The organism is Micromonospora sp. FIMYZ51 (assembly GCF_038246755.1).
In the GTDB taxonomy this organism is placed as follows: domain Bacteria; phylum Actinomycetota; class Actinomycetes; order Mycobacteriales; family Micromonosporaceae; genus Micromonospora.
This window is the reverse complement of the sequence record NZ_CP134706.1, coordinates 4,838,925-4,855,467: the sequence shown is the minus strand read 5'-3', so window position 1 is coordinate 4,855,467 and position 16,543 is coordinate 4,838,925. Positions and strand designations below refer to the sequence as shown.

Here is a 16,543-nt window from a genome sequence, read left to right as displayed (position 1 = left end):
TAGTCTGCCCGACCTGGAGGGTAACGAACCTGCGGAGGTCATTCATGACATTGACCCGAAAAAGGTCTAGGGGCGTTGTTGTCGATGGTCTTATAATTAGCAGGCTGTTCAGCCGTAGGTCTACCTATTGCCAAGCGGCAGCCGCGCAGAGCAGGCCCGGCATCCATTCTGGCGCTCGACAGAGCGCAGCGGCGATCTCTGCTCGCCGAGCACTATAGGCGTCACCTCAATCCACGGACCGCCAGGAACACTAGTCGGAGCCTGCCGGTCTGAAGGTGGGCACATGCCACGAGCCGCCAAATTTAGGAGTCGCGATGACCGAATTACACCCGGCTCAGGGGACGACCTTTCCGCTCCATGTCCCGATCCGTCCAGGGCCAGGAATAGACATGGATGAGCTTCGCGGCTGGGCGGCGCGAAAGCTGATGTACGAGGACGGGAGATGGGTAGCCGACCTCGCCCGATCGACAGCATTAGATAATCTTGTCACAGGCTACGCAGGATTATTCTTAAGCCACCACTTCGTACGCATCGCACACGAGGGCGCGACGGCTATCCGTTCCACCTCCAGGTACGTGGGTATCCCGGAGTTCGCCGCCCAACTGTCTGATAAATACGCGGCGATAACTGCGCGCAGCCGGCATACTACTAAGATCCCGGACGATAATAAGAAGACTCTGCCCGATGTGCTGGCGGAGTTCCGCGACGCACTGGCCATGCATCGAGATGCCTTCACCGGTAAGGCTCGGTGGTGGGTTCGCTGGGCAGAGACGGACCTGGGCCTGTACTTCCTTGGCGACTCACTCATAGGCGCTACAGTGCCAGCCTCGTATCGGCTGGGGATAAATCCAAGCGAGCAGGATCTCAACAAGATCGGCCAGGCGCTAGCTGAAGTCTCAAGTGAATGGGGTGGTGCAGTCGCCGTGATGTGCGGTGCCACATTCGTCATTGACGAGCCCGAGGCCACCATCGACTTCTCCAGCCTGACGATCCGCACACGTGACTGCCGAGCGCATCGATACCTTGCCGGCCGGTTCGAGACCATTTTTCCACTGGAATTGAAGATGTTGTTGCTTCTAATCGAAGCAGATCTCAATACATCTAGACTTGTTCTTCCACTTACTGCCCACGGGCACCAGGGGGCAGTCTTTCGAGCGCAGACGATAACCGCGTACCACTGCCTGACCGCACTTCGCCGAATTGCTGGCTTGTATCCAGACTTAGTGTCACCAGCGATCACGCAGCTGCAGACAATACTTGACGGCGATCCAGCCAAACGAATAGTTTCGACCGCGGGCCTGAAGATCCGAAACCGATGTGTTCACTATGAAATGAACGATCCAAGGCTTCAACCTGACTTGACGATGCCAATGTGTGGCCTAGTTGAAGCCCTGCTGCCGGGGCATACCTGGGAATCATTCGCGTCGGATGTGGGTGAGGTTACGGCGGTGGTCGCAGAGTTCTTGGCGAGGTGGCGTCCGTAGTCGCTGGTGTGGGGCGACAACTTCTCGGACGCCTTGGCGATTACGGCACTCGCGTTTCGGTAAACGGCACGGATCACGTGTAGCGCAGAATATAATCACCGCAAACTGTCGCTGTCTGGTGGCATGGGAGGGACGCACGCTCATCGGCAGATCCGGAAGCGACCGACTTTCGACACTCGGAGAGGTTCGTTACGCAGGGTTATCGTCGGGGAGGCCGCGCGAGATTCGATGGTCGGCAAAGATAGTCGATCACCGGGGGTGGGCTGACGTGCCCAGGGTCTGCGCTTCAAGTCGTATCTGGCTTGGTATTTGTGCCGGTACCCCGACACCAGCCCGCCATGCGTGACAGCCACTCCGGTGCCTCGGAGAGGGACGTCCGGTGCGTCGGTTTGTGCTTACGTGGCGGGTCGGCCATTGATGATTGCCTGGATGGTTGCCCTGAGACCGGGGAAGGCGAGTCGGAGGGTGTGGCCGGTGAGGTGGATGGCCCACCAGGTGAGGTTCCCCCGGTAGCTCGGAGGCTTTCGATCATGCTCTGATGGAGCTGAAGGGAGTCATCCGTGGCAGCACCGAAGAAGTACCCCGATGAGCTGCGTGAACGTGCGGTGCGCTTGTATCGGGAGTCGGACCCGAAGCCCGTGATCCGCCAGCTGGCCCGCCAGCTTGGGGTGCATCACGAGGCGTTGCGGAACTGGATCCGCCAGGACGAAGCCGACCGTGGGCAGCGTGACGACCGGCCCACGACCTCCGACTTGGAGGAGCTGCGCCGCCTGCGGCGGGAGAACGCCGAGCTGAAGCGCGCCAACGAGATACTGAAGGCCGCGTCGGCTTTTTTCGCCTCGGAACTCGACCCAACCCGGCGACGGTCGTGACGCTCGTCGGCGAGCTGCGCGATCGCTTCGGGGTCGAGCCCGTCCTCCGGGTCCTGGGCGTAGCCGTCTCCACCTACTACGGCTGGCTCGCCCAAGCCGCGAATCCGTCCGCTCGGCGCCGCGAGGACGCGGAACTGGCGGTCGAGATCGCCGAGATCCACGAGGTCTCCGGCGCCACCTACGGCAGTCCGCGGGTGCACGCCATGCTGCGCCGCCAAGGCCGCCAGGTGGGCCGCAAGCGGGTCGAGCGGTTGATGCGTACCGCCGGACTGCAAGGGGCGTTCCTGCGCAAGAAGTGGCGCATCCCTCGACCCGGTCGAACCCAAAGGCGACACCGGCACCGGATTTGGTCAACCGGCAGTTCACCGCTGCGGCACCGAACCGGCTGTGGGTCGCCGACGCCACCCGCATCCCCTGCGGCGAGGGCGTGTTCTGGCTCGCCGCCGTGCGGGATGTCTTCTCCAACCGCATCGTGGGCTGGCGGTGTTCCGACCGCTGCGACACCGACCTGATCCTCGGCGCCCTCGAATACGGCATCTGGTCGCGTGACGTCCGCGACGGGCAACTGATCCACCACTCGGACAGGGGCTCGAACTACACGTCGTTCCGCTTCGCGCAACGCCTGGCTGACAACGGAATCTTGCCCTCGATGGGGTCGGTCGGCGACAGCTTCGACAACGCCCTGATGGAGAACTTCTGGTCGACGTTGAAGATCGAGTTGGTCTACCGCAACTCGTGGCGGACCCGCGACGAGGCGGAGAACGCGATCTTCAGCTACATCGACGGGTGGTACAACACCCGGCGCATCCAGAAAGACCTCGGCTGGCGATCCCCAGACGAGTACGAAGCCGCCTGGCACACCCGCCCGCAAGGCCCCGACGGTCACCAGGCCCAGCAGGACGAGGCAACTATCGTTCAGCCTGAGCCCACCGGCGCCAGGTAACCAACCCTCCGGCCAACCGGGGGAACCTCAGCTCGATGTGCCGGCTGGCGTCGTAGTGCTCGTGGCGGCTGTCGATTTCTGCGGCGTATGCCCAGTCGAAGGTGCCGTGGGTCATGGCGGGGACGTGCCAGAGGTCGCCGCCGGAGTCGAGGAAGAGGGCGCAGCCCCAGGGGTCGGCCAGGAGGGTGAGGGGTTGGGTGGTGCAGGTGATGGTGCAGGCGCAGTCGGGGTCGTTGTAGGTGGTGCGGGGCCGGTGGTGGTGGACCAGGCAGCGGCAGTCGCAGAGCCGCTGCCACGGCTGGATGTAGGCCATCGGGTTCCTCCGAACGTCTACGCGCACGCCTTGGTCGCCGCCGGCGGTGGGCAGCTTCCGAGGTGTACGCGGTGGTGGGGTGGTCCGTCGCTCAGGTCGGCGGCGGGGTGATGGCGGTGCGGCCGGGTCCCAGGAGGACGTTGTCCTGGACCTGGCGGGTTTCCTCGACGGTGAGCAGATAGGCCGGCAGTCGTGGCACGTGCTCGCGCCAGGCGCGGTAGAGGCGATGGGTTCCGTCGATGAGCAGTGGGGCGGGTGGGTGCCCGGTGATGTCGAGTTGGGCGACGATCAGGGGTTTGGTCAGGTCGGTGGTCATAGCGTGGGCCCGGTCGAGTGCGGTGCTGGTCGGGCCGATGAGGCTGACCGCCCGCTGGTGCGGGTCGTCGAGCCGGGTCAGGCCGTACGCGGTCGCCTAGGTCGTGACATCGAGGGGTTGGGTATCGCGGGGCGTCGCCGCGATCAGCGCCTCGGCTGAGTCGATGGAGAACACCCATGGCCCGAAGTGGAACCACTGCGGCTGCCGTGGGCGGGTCACGTGTCGCCTCCGTTTCTGGTGAGGCGGGTGTAGATCGCGACGCAGCGCAGGATCAGCTCGTGTGACGGCACGGTCAGCAGCCGCTGTCGTTTGTCGTCACGAAGCCGGTCCCAGATCAGGACGGTGACGGCGGCGGACCACACGTCCACGATGACGCCGTCGATCTTGGCGCACTGGCGCTCGGCGACGATGCGCCGCAGCGTGTCGATGAGCGTGGCGTCGCCGGGAGGGTGGTGGGCGTCATCGGGTCGCTGGGCCTCGGGAAGCAGGGTGTAGCAGTCCTCGCAGGTGTAGTCGATGCGCGGCGGGTTCTCGGTCTCCCACCGCTGCACGTCGGCGGCAAAGAGTCCGCACACCGACTGCCGTCGGTCGCGGGGGTGGCGGATGTGGCCGCTCATCGGCTGCCCGCCCGGTCTGAACCCCACTTCGTTGTGCTCGGTGGTGCCATGGGGCGTGTCCCTTTCTTCGCTGACCGGGGCGGCGGCACGGTGGCCGCCGCCCCGGCGGTGTGGACGAGGTGTGGTCAGACCTTGAGCAGGTCGAAGGCGGCCACCTTCAGGTCGCCGACGTTGCCGGTGAGCACCCGGTTGGCGCGGGCGATCTCGTTCTTGGCGGGCTGGTAGTGGTCGAGGTACTCGGTGATGGCCTGGAATCCGGCCCACCGGCTGCCGGTGATGGCTTTCTGGGTGTCGGCCTCGCGGATCAGGTACTTCAGCGTGCCGAGCCGCTGCTTGGCGTTGTTCTTCGTCTGCTCGGACGCGTTGTCCTTGACCGGCCACACCTGACCGACGACCTGCTCGAACTCGCGCATGGTCATCTCGGTCTGGAGCATCCGCTCGGCGGCCTTCTCGAAGGTCTCCATGTACTTCCACATCAGTCCGAGGGCTTCGCGGGCCTGGCTGATCTGGGAGTTGACGTTGGAGGTGTGCCGGAACGTGTAGTGCCCGACCGCGTTGGCGAACGCGGCCCGCTGGGTGTTCGCGCACACGACCCGGATGGGGCTGGCGTCCACGCGCAGCGCGGCGGTGCCGTCGTGGGAGGTGGTACCGATCAGGTACAGGTCCAGGCGGTCGACGCCGGCGATCTGCATCGCATCCGGGAGCTTCATCGTCACGAACACGCTCTTGCCGCGACGCAGGCTCCCGGCGGTCTCGAAGTGCGCGCCACCCACCTGGTCGACAAGACGGTCCAGCATTTCGGCGCACTGCTCGTTCTGGACCACCGTGTAGTCGGTGCCCACGATCCCCAGATACTCGGTGGCGCCGGTTACCGGGTTGCGGCGGACGGTCATCCGCTTGTCGTCGGCGGGGATCTGCACCTCGACCCCATCCACGATGTCGATGCCGACGGTGCGGATGGTGCGTACCCCCCAGTCGCCGAGCCGGGCGGCGGCCATGATCTCTTCGGCGCGCATGGTGTCTTGGGTGACGGTGCCGAGTTGGTGCCAGGCCGACAGGCGGGCGCTGGCGAAGGCGGTGGTTCCGTCCGCGAACGTTTCCAGTTCGTGCGGCACGGGTTGCTCCTCTCGATGCGGCTGCGGGGGCCGAGCGCGCGGCTCGGCCCCCGCAGCGGGGATGGGTGTGGGTCAGGACTGCTCGGTGCTGCCCGCGTCGGCCTCGGCGGCGGCGCCGCTGTCGGTCGGTGCCGGGTGGACGAAGGTCAGCGGGTTGTCGGAGACCAGGAGGATGCGCCCGCCGGCGGCGGCCTTCGTGAGGTTGTTGCGCACCGCCCCGTTGCTGACCGCCCGGCCCAGCTGCGCGGCGAGCGCGGTGGCGATCTCCTGCGGGGTCATCTGACGGTCGGGGCTGGCGGCCAGATAGTCGAGGGTGAGTTTCTCCAACTCGCCCCGACCGAACGGCTGGTTGCCGTCGGCGTTGACGGTCCCGTCGCCGCTGCGGGCCACGGTGCGGGCGGTGCTCGCCGCGCGAGGGGTGGTGCGGGTGGGCAGGGTGACGACGTGGGTCTCACCGTCCGGGCCGACGACGTGCAGGGTGCCGTCCGGGCGGATCAGCGGTTGCACGGCCGCCGTGGCGCTCGGCGTGGTCGCCAGGCCGCGGATGACCTGCAGGCAGAGCGGGCAGCGGGGCGGTTCCGGGTTCGGGTCGACCTCGCTGGCTTTGGTCGGGCCCGGGATCCACCGCTGCGGCTGGCCGGGCAGGCGGCGGGCGGCGTCGGCCTGCTCCATCGCGGTCAGCAGCCGGGTAGCGGTGACGTGTCCGATGCCGCTTTCGGCGACGATCAGGTCAAGGGTCGCGCCGTCGTCGCCGTAGTCGGCCAGGACTCCCTTGATGGCCATGACCTTGCGGTCACCGGGGCGCGTCGGCTGTACCACGGCGACCGTCCGACCCGCGTCGTCCGCGCCGCTGTCCTCGTCGTCCGGGCCCTCGTTGCTGGCGTCGTCCCGGTCGGTCTCGTCCGCCGTGTCGTCGGGCTCCTCGTCTGCGTCCTCGTCGCCGTTGACCTCGTTGCCGGTCTGGTCGGCCGGCTCGGTGTCGCCGGTGTCCGGCTCGTCGGCCGCGTTGTCGGGGTCGGTGCCGTTGAGTTGCGCGGTCTCGTCCGGGTTGGTCGTGTGCTCGTCGCCGAGGTCGGTGGTGTCGTTCGGCGCGGCGTCGGTGGCCTCCGTCGGGGTGGCCAGGGTCCACCGGGTGGGCGTGCCTTCGGCCGGGTCGGCGTCGGTGTCCTTTGCGGCGATCAGTCCGGCGTCGGCGAGGGTCTTGATCGCCTTGTCGGTGGTCGAGCGGGCCTTGCCGGCCTTGTCGGCCAGTTCGTGGACGCTGCCCTGACCGAGTTCGGTCAGGGCGTCGAGGACGGCCTGCGTGGCAGGCGTCAGGGACAGGTTTTCCATCGGTGCCTCCTTGGGACTAGTGGTTGGGGATGCCCGGCACGGGGTGGTGGCCGGGCGGTGGTGCGCCGGGTCGCGGGCAGCGGCCAGCGCGGCAGGCACGTGGATGCGGTGCGCAGCCGTGTGGGGCGCTGCGGGGACTGCGGCCCGGTGGCCTCGGGCTGCGTGATGCGGCGAGGGGGCTAGTGGCCGGCGCCGGTGGTCTCGTCGGCGCCGGTGTGGAGGATGTAGAGGCGGTCTTCGGTCGGGTCGCGGTAGATGCCGGCGTCGGCGTGGGACAGCCGCAGCGGGTTGACGCTGCCGGGTGGGCGGAGTGTGGCGTCGGACGTGCCGACCCGGATGCGGGTGGTGTGTCCGGCGAGGTTCTGCCTGCGGCAGGAGTCGGTGTGTGGCAGGACGACCAGGACGGTGTCGCCGGGGTTGACGTAGCGCCGTCGTACCGTCTGGCCTGGATGCGTCTGCGCGTACGCGGCCCGTGCCTCGTCGCCGATGAGGGTGTCGATCCAGTTGCGGGCGTACCGGTACTCGCGGGCCAGCTCCTGGATCGTCTCCAGCGGGCCGGTGACCGTGCTGACGGAACCGGTCAGGTCGTCCTCGTTGATCAGGAGGGTGCGCAGCCGGTCTACCGCGAGCAGCAACTCGGTCCGCAGGTGCCGCAGTGTGGCGGCGGCCTCTGGCAGGTGCGCGGCGGCGGGGATCGGGTCGGCGGCGTGCTGGTCAAGGGTGCGGCCGGTGGCCTGAGCGACCCATCGCCCGATCATGTCGAGGTGCAGCATCAGCATCCCCGATCTAGCTGGCGAGGTGGGCGAGTTCGGCTGGCGTGAGCTGCGCGGGGGTGCGGCTGCGCCAGGCGTCGGAGTGGCGCAGGTGCCACCAACGCAGCAGCGACCGGCAGGCCGAGGCGAGGTCGTCGCACACCGGAAGCGGATACGCCATGCCGGACTGGATCTGGCGATGCTGCGGGTCGGTGTACGCGGTCGGCGCCCACCCCTGCTCGGTCTCGGCGACCTCGCCGACGACACGATCGGGGTAAGGGATGGTGAAGGCGCTGGCAGCCTCGGCGTCGGGCACCACCAGCCAGGTGCCCGGGTCTTTGAGCCGTAGTGTCGCCACGCCGCGCGACGGGTCGCCGCGTCGCAGGAGCAGGTGCCGCTCGTCGCGGTCGCCGATCGACCGGTGGTTGCGCCACGCGCGGTACGCGGTGACGAGCGCGACCCCGAGGACGATGTGCCGCTCGCGGGCGACGAGCGCGCCGGTGAGGGCCTGCCCGTAGCCGGCCATGTGCAGGCCGGCGCGGGCAGCCAATCCCTGCCGGGCCCTTTCGGCAAGGTCACGCACCCGGACGAGGGACTGGTCGAGGGTGGCAGCGCTGTCGGTGAAGTCGCGGGCGGTCTTGTGCAGGACGCGGGCGAGGTCACCGAGAGCGTCGAGGGCGGCCGTGTCGTGGCGCCACAGCTGCTCGGCCAGGACGTCGTTGGTGTCGGCGGCGATACGCCGCAACACCGGATCGGTCAGGAACATCGAGGAACTCCTTCTCTGGTCGGGTTGTGGGCATGACGAAGGCCGGTCGCAGCGGGGGCTGCGACCGGCCTTCGGAGGTTTCAGGCGATACGGGGTTTAGGCGATGGCGACGGCGCACAGGCGTGCGTCGGAGCGCAGGCCGCGCAGGTAGGCGCACGCCTCGTTGAGGAACCGGAACCGGTCCGCGACAGAGTCACTGGCCGGGGCGAGGAGCCGGCCCTCGGTGGTGATCAGCGCGTCGCCGATGAGCGCGATGCGCCAGTGGAGCCCGACGTAGGTGGCTTCGCCGGCCTGGTAGACGGACAGCTCGTAGGGGTCGAACGAGGCGGCGAGCATCGCCAGGACGCGGGGCTGCTGCTCGAAGCGGCGGCGGGCCTCGTTCAGGGTGACCTTGCCAGGGTCGGCGTGGTGCTGGGCGAGGTAGTCCTCCCACGGGCGGGCGGGCCGGGTGGTGGCGTTGATGTGGGTGTTCCACGCACGCCAGCGAAGGGCAGCGGCGTGGGCGGCCTGGGTGGTGGTGCCCGTCAGGTCGAGGCGGCTCTTGCGGCCTCCAGCGGCGAGGGTGACCGCGCCGAAGCGGCGGGCGGCGTCGAGCAGGTAGTAGCCGAGGAACCGGGTCAGCCAGCCGATGAAGCGGCGGTGCCGGACGCGGTAGCGGCGGGCCGGGGTGCCGTTGGCGTGCAGAAGGTCGTTGACCTTCTCCGAGGCGGCGAACCAGTCGGCGTCTTCGCCGGGGGCGAAGCAGACGGTGACGACCTTGTCGGTGAGCGGCGTGGGCTTGGGCATGGCGGAGTGCTCCCTTCGCGACAGGGCGGGGCATGGATGGTTGGGTGTGCAGGGGTGGTGCCACCGGATCGCGGCGTCTGGACCAGGAGAGCTGCCGTGTTGGGCGCGAGGTGTGGATCACGAGCCGACCGGAGGGTGGGCTGTGGGTGATCCCGCTGGCGCGGGCAGATCCGAAAGGGAAAACAGACGGGCGGCGGTGCGAGCAAAGACAAGAAGCTGCACCGTAGCGTCGTGACCTGACAGCACCAGCCCTATCAGGACCACGACTATGCCTCTGACCTGCGGTGACAGAACCCGCCGTGTGCCTGTCAGGGTCTGTCAGCAGACGAAGTCCCCGTCGTCTTGGTAGTTCGGGTTGTCCGCTACCGGCTTGCCGTGGTCGCTGGGCAGCTCGATGAGCCGGACCCGACCGGTGGCGCCGGTCGGGAGCCAGACCGCTTCGGCGGGCTCGCTGGTGTGGGTGGCGGTCGCGACCGGAACATCGTCGTGATCGCCGCGTAGGAGCTGGTGGAGGTGTTCTTCGCGGTGTTCGCTGCCGAGCCAGAACAGCACCGGGTAGCGGGGTCCGCCACGCCGGGTCAGGCGTGCGTACCGGTCGAGCTTGGTCACCACCCGGCTGCGCAGGGGTTCGGTGCCGGTGTCGACTTCCAGGAAGAACCCCACCGTGGCATCGCCGACGCTCCACAGGCCGTGTCCGTCGGCGGTGATGGTCCGGAACTGCTTGGTGGTCAGCGACTCGGACCACCACCGGTCCAACCGCGCCTCTGGGTGCTGGCGGGCGTAGGCGGTGAGGCGGACGAAGAACTCGTTCGCGGTGAGCAGGTGCGTCAGGTGTGGGTTCGCCGAGAGTCGCTGCGCGGTCTGCCGGCTGGTGCGAAGGGTGGGTTCGGGCCGTTGGTGGGCGGCGGCCTGGAAGCGGTGCCCGTGGTGGCCGAGCGTCCAGTGCCACGGGTGGCTGCCGCCGCCGTCGCGGGCGAACCGGAACCGGTCTAGCAGGCCCAGGGCGGCCAGCTCACCGAGCCGGATCTGACACGTCCGGCGGGCGTGGAACAGCATGCGGTGAATCTGGTCGGTGGTGAGGACCTGGTGGTCGTCGAGGAGCTGGAGCAGGAGACGGTCCCGGTTGGTGATGTGGGGATAGATGGCCAGCAGACTGGTCGAGCGTGATTGCGGCATAGATGGGTCACCCCGTGCAGAGAGAGTCCCGTAGGGAGTCTGGATAGGTTGATCTTGCGTATGGACCCGTCGTGAGGCCGGTTTGGGCAGGCCAGACACCTGACAGGCCGGGTGCCGGGGCTCGTCTGGGGCCTCGTGTCGTGGACACCCCCAAACGAGCCCCCGATGCCGCACCCAGCCGAGGCACCGAACGAGCGGCGTCGGTGGTCAGCGCTCGCGGGAGTTCATGCGCCGCTTCATCGCGGTGCGGGCGAGTTGCTGCATCGGCGGCTCGTCGTCCGCGCGGGCGTGGGCGGCGGCGCATTCCTGCCGGATCGCGGTCGCCTCACCCACGACCGGCGCCGGTGGGTTCGTCACGAAGGTGAACCCGGGTAGCTCCCGGTTGCCGACCAGCAGCCGGGCGGCGGCGGTGTAGACGTCGAGGTGGGCGAGGTCGTGCTCGTCCAGCTCGGGTTTGGTGTGCCGGGACAGCTCCCGCGCGTCGGCCGGGTCGACGTTGAAGAACACCTTGCTGCGCGCGTTCGCCGACACCGCCGCCGCCACATCGTGGGGCAACTGTGCCAAGTCCTGATGCGCCAGCACGAGTCCGAGCCGGAAGCCGCGCGCTTCGGCCAGCATGTCTCCAACGCTGCCCGGCAACGTCAAAAAGTTTTGACATTCGTCAATGTATAGATTGGCGTCTTTTCGCTGGTCCTCGGGGATGGCGGCGCGGGCGATGGCGGCCTGCCACACGCGGGCGACGATCATCGACCCGAGGATGCGGCTGGTCTCCTCTCCGAGGATGCCCTTCGGCAGTCGGCACAACAGAACACCGCCGTCGAGGATCTTGCCCATGTCGAACGAGCTGTGCGCGTTGCCGATGACGCTCTTGACGAAGTCGCGCAGCAGGAACGCCCTGAGCCTGGCGAGGACGGGGGCGATGACCTGGCCGCGGAACTGCTCGTTGATGCCGTCGTACCAGATCCAGAACCCGGCGAGCCCGTCCGGGTCGTCCAGGCCGTGGGTGAACCGGCCTCGGAACTCTCGTTCCTGCAACAGCGACGGGACCAGACTCAGCGTCGGCTTGGCGTGGCGCATCAGCGTCAGGCATGCCACCCGCATGGTGTCGTCCATCCGGGGACCCCACTGCCCTTGGAAGATTTTCGCGAAGATGCCCACCAGGTTGTCCACGGCCAGGTGCCGATCGCCCCCGTCATCGAGGGGGTTGAAGCAGGCCGGGTTGTCCTGGTCCGGGTCGATGATCACAATTTTGCTCGCGTGGGAGGCGGGGAGCCGGTCGAGGATGTCGGTGATCAGGTCCCCGCGCGGGTCGATGACCACCGTCCCGCGTCCGGCTTTGATGTCGCCGAGGATCATGTTCAGCAGCAGCGTGGACTTGCCGACGCCGGTCTTGCCGACCACGTGCACGTGCTGGCGGGCGTCGGTCACCGTCAGGCCGACGCTGTGGTGGCCGATCTGCGACCGGCCCAACACCTTCACCCCCCGCCCGCCGGAGGGCACCTGCACCGGCGCCGGTACGGCCTTCGCCCGCGCCCGGTCCAGGCCCGGCACCGCCAGGTCCAGTGGCAGCGCGGCCATGGCGGCGAGTTCCGGCACGGTGGCCAAAAACCCCCGCCGCAACCTGCGCCCGGCGATCGTGGCGACCGGTTGCGGCATCTTCATCCGCCGCAGCCGGTTCGGGCCCGTGTACGCCGCGGCGGCCGAGGCGATCGTGTGCCCGAGCCCGACCAGGCGTTCGCGGATCTGCTTCGCCCGCTGCGCGTCCGGTGGGGTCTTGTCCGGGTCGGTGGCGACGGCGAACCGGACCGCGATCTCGAAGTGTGGCACCCGCACCGCCTTGTCCACGACCGTGCGGGCGTCCGCGCCGGCAACCGGGTCCCGCTCGGCTATCCGCCGCGCCGTGGCCGGTGCGCGGGTCCGGGCCGGGCCGGGCGTGAACGCGTCGTGCAGCCACAGCAGAGGCTCGATCGCCAACCGGGCCGCGCCGGAGACGGCGCGGGCGGCCACGTCGGGCTGCCCGTGCGGATGGGTGCTGGTGCTCGCCGCCGCCCGCCGGGCCACCCGTACGCGCCGGGCGGGTGCCGGGCGGGCGAGGATCTGCACGCACGCGTGCTCCCGATGGCGGACCTCGGCCCCGGCGGCGAGCAGCGCCCGCAGCGGATCGGTGTCGTGCTCGGCGCGCAGCGGCAGCACGTCGGTGTGTTGCGGCCAGTGCGCCCCGCCCACCTCTTCGCCCATCTGGGCGGGGATCGGCGCGGCGGCGTCGGCGGTGGTGAGGGTGGCGGCGGGCCAGGCCGCGCGGACGGCGGCTTCGACCGCGCCGGGCGGCACCGTCCCGGGCACCCAGACTCGGATGGTCAGGGCGCGGCCGGTCCAGGTGTACTCCCACCCGACGTGGGGGTAGCCGAACACCCTGCGCCGCCACACCGAGGGTGTGAGCACACCCATGAGGGTGGTCCAGAACGCGGCGGCGGCTTCGGCGGTGACCTGCGGCGGTGCGGCGATTGTCAGCCACCGCGCGCCGGCGGTGAATCGGCGGTGCCGCCAGGCGAGCACCTGATCGTGGGCGAACACCGTGCCGACGATCGCGGCGGCGGCGAGGACGCCGAGCCACGGCCGGGCGATGACCCACTGCCAGGCTTCGGCAGGCCAGGTCGGGGCGGTCATCATTCGTCCTCCCCGACACCGGTTACCGGACTTGTCTGAAGTTCCTTGGGTCGCGCGGTGTGGTGTTGGGGCCTTTGGTGAGCTCGTGGGTGGGGGTTTGGTTGCCGGGGTCTTGTTGACTTGGCGTCGGGATTCATGAACGATCTCCGATGTTCGTGGTGGTTGGTCGAGTTCTCGGATCCGAGGTGCTCATGGGGCTCGCGGCAGTGCGGTCGTTGCATGGGCCGCGGCGCCTTGCGACGGAGCAGGACGCGGAAGACTTCGAGCAGGAGTTGGTGGATCAGTTCCTGCTGTGCGGCGTCGCTGCCGGTTCGTGCGACAGCACGGTGTCGGCGGACCGGTATGCGTTGTTCGAGTTCATCCGTTTCCTGGGTCGTCCGGTGTGGACGGCGCAGGCGAGTGATGCCGACAGGTTCCTGGCGCAGCAGCGGTCGCTGGGGCGGGCCCGGCTGACGGTGGAGCACAAGGCCAGCTCGATCGGCAGGTTCTTCGACTTCGTCATCGAGCGGTATCAGGGCGACATCGTGGCGTTGACCGGCGTGGTCGTGGCGCAGGTGATCGATGAGTTCAACAGGCCGGGCCGCTCGGACTACGGCGCTGCCCGGGTGCCGCCCAGCGAAGACGAAATCGATGAGCTTTTCGGTGCGTGGCGCGATTGGTTGCCGAGCGCCCGCAAGTATTTGCCGGCGGCGCGGTGTTATCTGGCGGCGTCGTTGTGGCGGCGGGTGGGTTTACGGATCCAGGAAACGCGGATGCTCGACCTTCGGGACTGGCGTAGAGATCTGGGTGAGTTCGGGTCTGTGCATGTGCGGTTCGGTAAGGGCAGCCGTGGTCGGGGCCCGAAGACGCGGTTGATACCGGCGATCAACTCAGCCGGGGCGCTGCTGGATTGGTGGGTAGCCGATGTCCGGCATCAATTTGGTGATGACTACCAGCGCCTTGATGCGCCGCTGCTGCCGACCGAGCGTCAGCCGGACCCTGTGACCGGGCTGTGCCGCCGGGCTGGGGATCAGGTGTTGCGTGACGGGCTTGCCGAGGCGGTGGCGCGATGGCTGCCGCAATGGAAGGGCCGGCTGACACCGCACGTGTTACGGCATTTCTGCGCGTCGTCGTTGTATCGCCAGGGCGTCGATCTGAAAGCGATCCAGGAACTGTTGGGCCATTCCTGGCTGTCGACGACGACGCATTATGTGCATGTGCCCGCGCAACACGTGGAACGGGCGTGGGTCGCGGCGAACGAGCGGACCGCAGCGCGGCTCGCGGGGTTGGGAGGCTGAAACGATGCGGTGGAATCTGCGGCTGCGCGCCGCCGAAAAGGGCATTTGGAAGTCCACCGAGATGCGTCGGCTCCTGGCCGAAGCCGGTCTGGAGATCAGCTCGGGAAAGATGTCCGGGCTCTGGACCGGAACGCCGACAACCATCCGGCTCGATGACCTTGACGTGATTTGCGCGGTCCTCGACTGCAGCCCGGCCGAGTTGCTGATCCGCGAGCCGGATAAGGTCGCGGCGCGACGGCCGCGCCGCGAGCAGGCGGTCGGTGACCAGGCACCCGCCCCGGTGGTGCGGCTGGGCCGGCAACGCAGCACACCGCCGGCATGACGCGACGTCCGAAGCCGTGCACGGTCTGCCGGGTCCGGCCGCCGGCGATGCGAGAGGTGCCGTTCTGCTTCCAGTGCTGGCCCGGCGGCCCGGTCTGTCCGCCGCCCTGCCGCAGATGTGGCTCGGCCGAGGACTACTACACCAGCGGGTTGTGCGCCCGCTGCCATCGGCACGCCCCCGGCCAGCGGTCGCCAGTCTGGCGAGAAGCCGGCCCGCTGGCCAGCACTCCGGTGATCATTGACTCCTGCCCATACTGCTTCGGGTGGGGTGTCACTCGAACCTACGGCTGGCAGTGCGCGGCCTGCCGCAGTTGGGCGGAGAAGTTCCCGCAACTCGGGGACTGCCCGACCTGCCGGCGGCGCGCCCACCTGGGCGAAGCCGGACACTGCCGGCTCTGCTTCCGGCAACGCAGCATGATCGCCCGTCTGCACGGCGAGCGTCCCGACCGGGTGAGCATGGCCGACGCCAACCGCCACGGCCAGCAACTGTTCTTCGCCGGCATGTGGACCGGTTCCGGGCCCCGCAAGCCCTACGTCAAGACGACCGTCGCGGCCGACATGAGCCTGCTGCGTCCGGTCGGGCATCGCCAGCTGGTCTTCTTCGACGCCCACCGTGATCTCGCCGCCCATCCCGGCCTGCAGCTGCTACCACCGCCGCTCCCTGGTTTGGAAGCGGCCCTGATGCAGTTCGTCGGTGATCACGCCCACCGCCACGGCTGGCCCCGCACCAAGGCCGACCGCACCCGCCGCGCCGTGCGGATCATGCTCGCGATCCAGGACACCCCCGGCGCGCCGATCCTTCGCAGCGACGTCGCACTGCTGAGCCGGATCAAACACTCCGCCCAGGTCGTCGCGGACGTCCTGCACGAGGCAGGCATGCTCGAGGAAGACCGCACCCCCGCGATCGAGCGATGGTTCCTGGCCGCCACCGGCGACCTGCCTGCACCCATGCGCGATGAACTCGGCATCTGGTTCGACGTCATGCGGCACGGCTCGGTCACCGCCCCGCGACGGCGCCCTCGGCACGACGGCACCACCGGCACCCAGCTGCGGTGGGCGTTGCCCGCCATCCGCCACTGGGCCACCGACCACCAGTCCCTGCGCGAGATTGACGCCAAGCACGTCCACGCGGTCCTGCCCACCGGCGGCACACCACGCGCCACCATGCTGCAAGGCCTCCGGTCGATCTTCCGGATCCTCAAGGCCCGCAAGGCCGTCTTCGTCAACCCCACCGCCCGGATCCGGAACCCGTCCAACATCAGGACCGCGCCGATCGCCATCGACCTCGCCCAGGTCCGCGCGAACCTCGTCGACGGGCGTCCCGCGACCGAAGCCCTCACCGCCTTGCTCGCCTTCCATGCCGTTCGCATCTACCAGCTCGCCGAGCTGAAACTCACCGACCTGCACGACGGCCGGCTGCACATCAACGACCGCGTCATCCTGCTCGCCGAACCCGCCCGAGAACGCCTCAACACCTACCTCGAGCACCGACACAACACCTGGCCGACCAGCGTCAACCCGCACATGTTCATCCACGCCCGCAACTGGACCAACGCCCGGCCCTGCACCAACTGGTGGATCCGCAAACAACTCGGCACCTCCGGTGACCGCATCCGCCAAGACCGCATCCTCGACGAAGCCCACGCCAACGGCGGCGACATGCGCGCCCTCTGCGACCTATTCGGCCTGTCGATCGCCAGCGCTGCCCGCTACGCCAGCACCGTCAACCAGGTCACCGATCACGACGCACCCTTGACTTCCTCGAACTGACCCTCCACGACCCAACCACCACTCGAACATCCCGGA

At 68.6% G+C, this 16,543-nt stretch carries 17 protein-coding genes; 6 read left to right on the top strand and 11 right to left on the bottom strand.

The annotated features are described in order from the left end of the window. Positions 1–389: 389 nt before the first annotated feature. The 3 genes from QQG74_RS21715 to QQG74_RS21705 all read left to right on the top strand — a co-directional run bounded on the left by QQG74_RS21715 (position 390) and on the right by QQG74_RS21705 (position 3,299). Positions 390–1,484, top strand: coding sequence for a hypothetical protein (locus QQG74_RS21715; protein WP_341716600.1), 1,095 nt, complete (start codon positions 390–392; stop codon positions 1,482–1,484). Positions 1,485–2,044: 560 nt separating this feature from the next. Continuing rightward, a complete protein-coding gene (locus QQG74_RS21710; RefSeq protein WP_341716540.1) occupies positions 2,045–2,356 on the top strand; it encodes a transposase in 312 nt (103 codons plus the stop codon). A 295-nt stretch (positions 2,357–2,651) separates the two neighbouring features. After that, on the top strand, positions 2,652–3,299 hold the full coding sequence (locus tag QQG74_RS21705; protein ID WP_341716599.1) for an IS3 family transposase: 648 nt from the start codon (positions 2,652–2,654) through the stop codon (positions 3,297–3,299). Here the strand turns inward: QQG74_RS21705 and QQG74_RS21700 are convergent. From QQG74_RS21700 to QQG74_RS21650, 11 genes are all read right to left on the bottom strand, one after another. Further along, on the bottom strand, positions 3,265–3,612 hold the full coding sequence (locus QQG74_RS21700; RefSeq protein ID WP_341716598.1) for a hypothetical protein: 348 nt from the start codon (positions 3,610–3,612) through the stop codon (positions 3,265–3,267). The two genes, QQG74_RS21705 and QQG74_RS21700, sit on opposite strands and share 35 nt — an antisense overlap. Before the next feature lie 91 nt (positions 3,613–3,703). Further along, positions 3,704–3,928 (bottom strand): hypothetical protein, encoded by a 225-nt coding sequence (locus tag QQG74_RS21695; protein WP_341716597.1) that lies wholly within the window; start codon positions 3,926–3,928, stop codon positions 3,704–3,706. A gap of 96 nt (positions 3,929–4,024) precedes the next feature. Next, positions 4,025–4,147, bottom strand: coding sequence for a hypothetical protein (locus tag QQG74_RS21690; RefSeq protein WP_341716596.1), 123 nt, complete (start codon positions 4,145–4,147; stop codon positions 4,025–4,027). Continuing rightward, entirely contained in the window at positions 4,144–4,545 is a 402-nt protein-coding gene (locus QQG74_RS21685) for a hypothetical protein (protein ID WP_341716595.1), read from the bottom strand. The genes QQG74_RS21690 and QQG74_RS21685 overlap by 4 nt, the downstream gene beginning before the upstream one ends. Before the next feature lie 125 nt (positions 4,546–4,670). After that, entirely contained in the window at positions 4,671–5,660 is a 990-nt protein-coding gene (locus QQG74_RS21680) for a DUF932 domain-containing protein (RefSeq protein WP_341716594.1), read from the bottom strand. A 72-nt stretch (positions 5,661–5,732) separates the two neighbouring features. Further along, a complete protein-coding gene (locus QQG74_RS21675) occupies positions 5,733–6,992 on the bottom strand; it encodes a helix-turn-helix domain-containing protein (protein WP_341716593.1) in 1,260 nt (419 codons plus the stop codon). 179 nt (positions 6,993–7,171) lie between these two features. Next, the gene (locus QQG74_RS21670) at positions 7,172–7,765 is read right to left on the bottom strand and encodes a hypothetical protein (RefSeq protein WP_341716592.1); all 594 of its coding nucleotides are present in this window, start codon (positions 7,763–7,765) and stop codon (positions 7,172–7,174) included. A 13-nt stretch (positions 7,766–7,778) separates the two neighbouring features. Beyond that, the gene (locus tag QQG74_RS21665) at positions 7,779–8,510 is read right to left on the bottom strand and encodes a hypothetical protein (RefSeq protein WP_341716591.1); all 732 of its coding nucleotides are present in this window, start codon (positions 8,508–8,510) and stop codon (positions 7,779–7,781) included. A gap of 96 nt (positions 8,511–8,606) precedes the next feature. Beyond that, positions 8,607–9,296, bottom strand: coding sequence for a hypothetical protein (locus tag QQG74_RS21660; RefSeq protein ID WP_341716590.1), 690 nt, complete (start codon positions 9,294–9,296; stop codon positions 8,607–8,609). A gap of 318 nt (positions 9,297–9,614) precedes the next feature. Next, positions 9,615–10,472: a replication-relaxation family protein gene (locus tag QQG74_RS21655; protein WP_341716589.1), complete on the bottom strand. Its 858-nt coding sequence runs from the start codon at positions 10,470–10,472 to the stop codon at positions 9,615–9,617. Between the two features lie 207 nt (positions 10,473–10,679). Next, positions 10,680–13,142 carry a DUF87 domain-containing protein gene (locus tag QQG74_RS21650; protein WP_341716588.1) on the bottom strand — a complete coding sequence of 821 codons (2,463 nt, stop codon included), beginning with the start codon at positions 13,140–13,142 and terminating at the stop codon, positions 10,680–10,682. Positions 13,143–13,330: 188 nt separating this feature from the next. Here QQG74_RS21650 and QQG74_RS21645 point away from each other — a divergent pair, with 188 nt between their 5' ends. From QQG74_RS21645 to QQG74_RS21635, 3 genes are read left to right on the top strand one after another with little or no spacing between them, the layout of a single operon-like run. Beyond that, positions 13,331–14,416, top strand: a complete 1,086-nt coding sequence (locus QQG74_RS21645) for a tyrosine-type recombinase/integrase (RefSeq protein WP_341721116.1) — start codon at positions 13,331–13,333, stop codon at positions 14,414–14,416. A gap of 4 nt (positions 14,417–14,420) precedes the next feature. Beyond that, positions 14,421–14,738 (top strand): helix-turn-helix transcriptional regulator, encoded by a 318-nt coding sequence (locus tag QQG74_RS21640; RefSeq protein ID WP_341716587.1) that lies wholly within the window; start codon positions 14,421–14,423, stop codon positions 14,736–14,738. Then, on the top strand, positions 14,735–16,507 hold the full coding sequence (locus QQG74_RS21635; protein ID WP_341716586.1) for a hypothetical protein: 1,773 nt from the start codon (positions 14,735–14,737) through the stop codon (positions 16,505–16,507). The genes QQG74_RS21640 and QQG74_RS21635 overlap by 4 nt, the downstream gene beginning before the upstream one ends. The last annotated feature ends 36 nt before the right edge of the window (positions 16,508–16,543 follow it).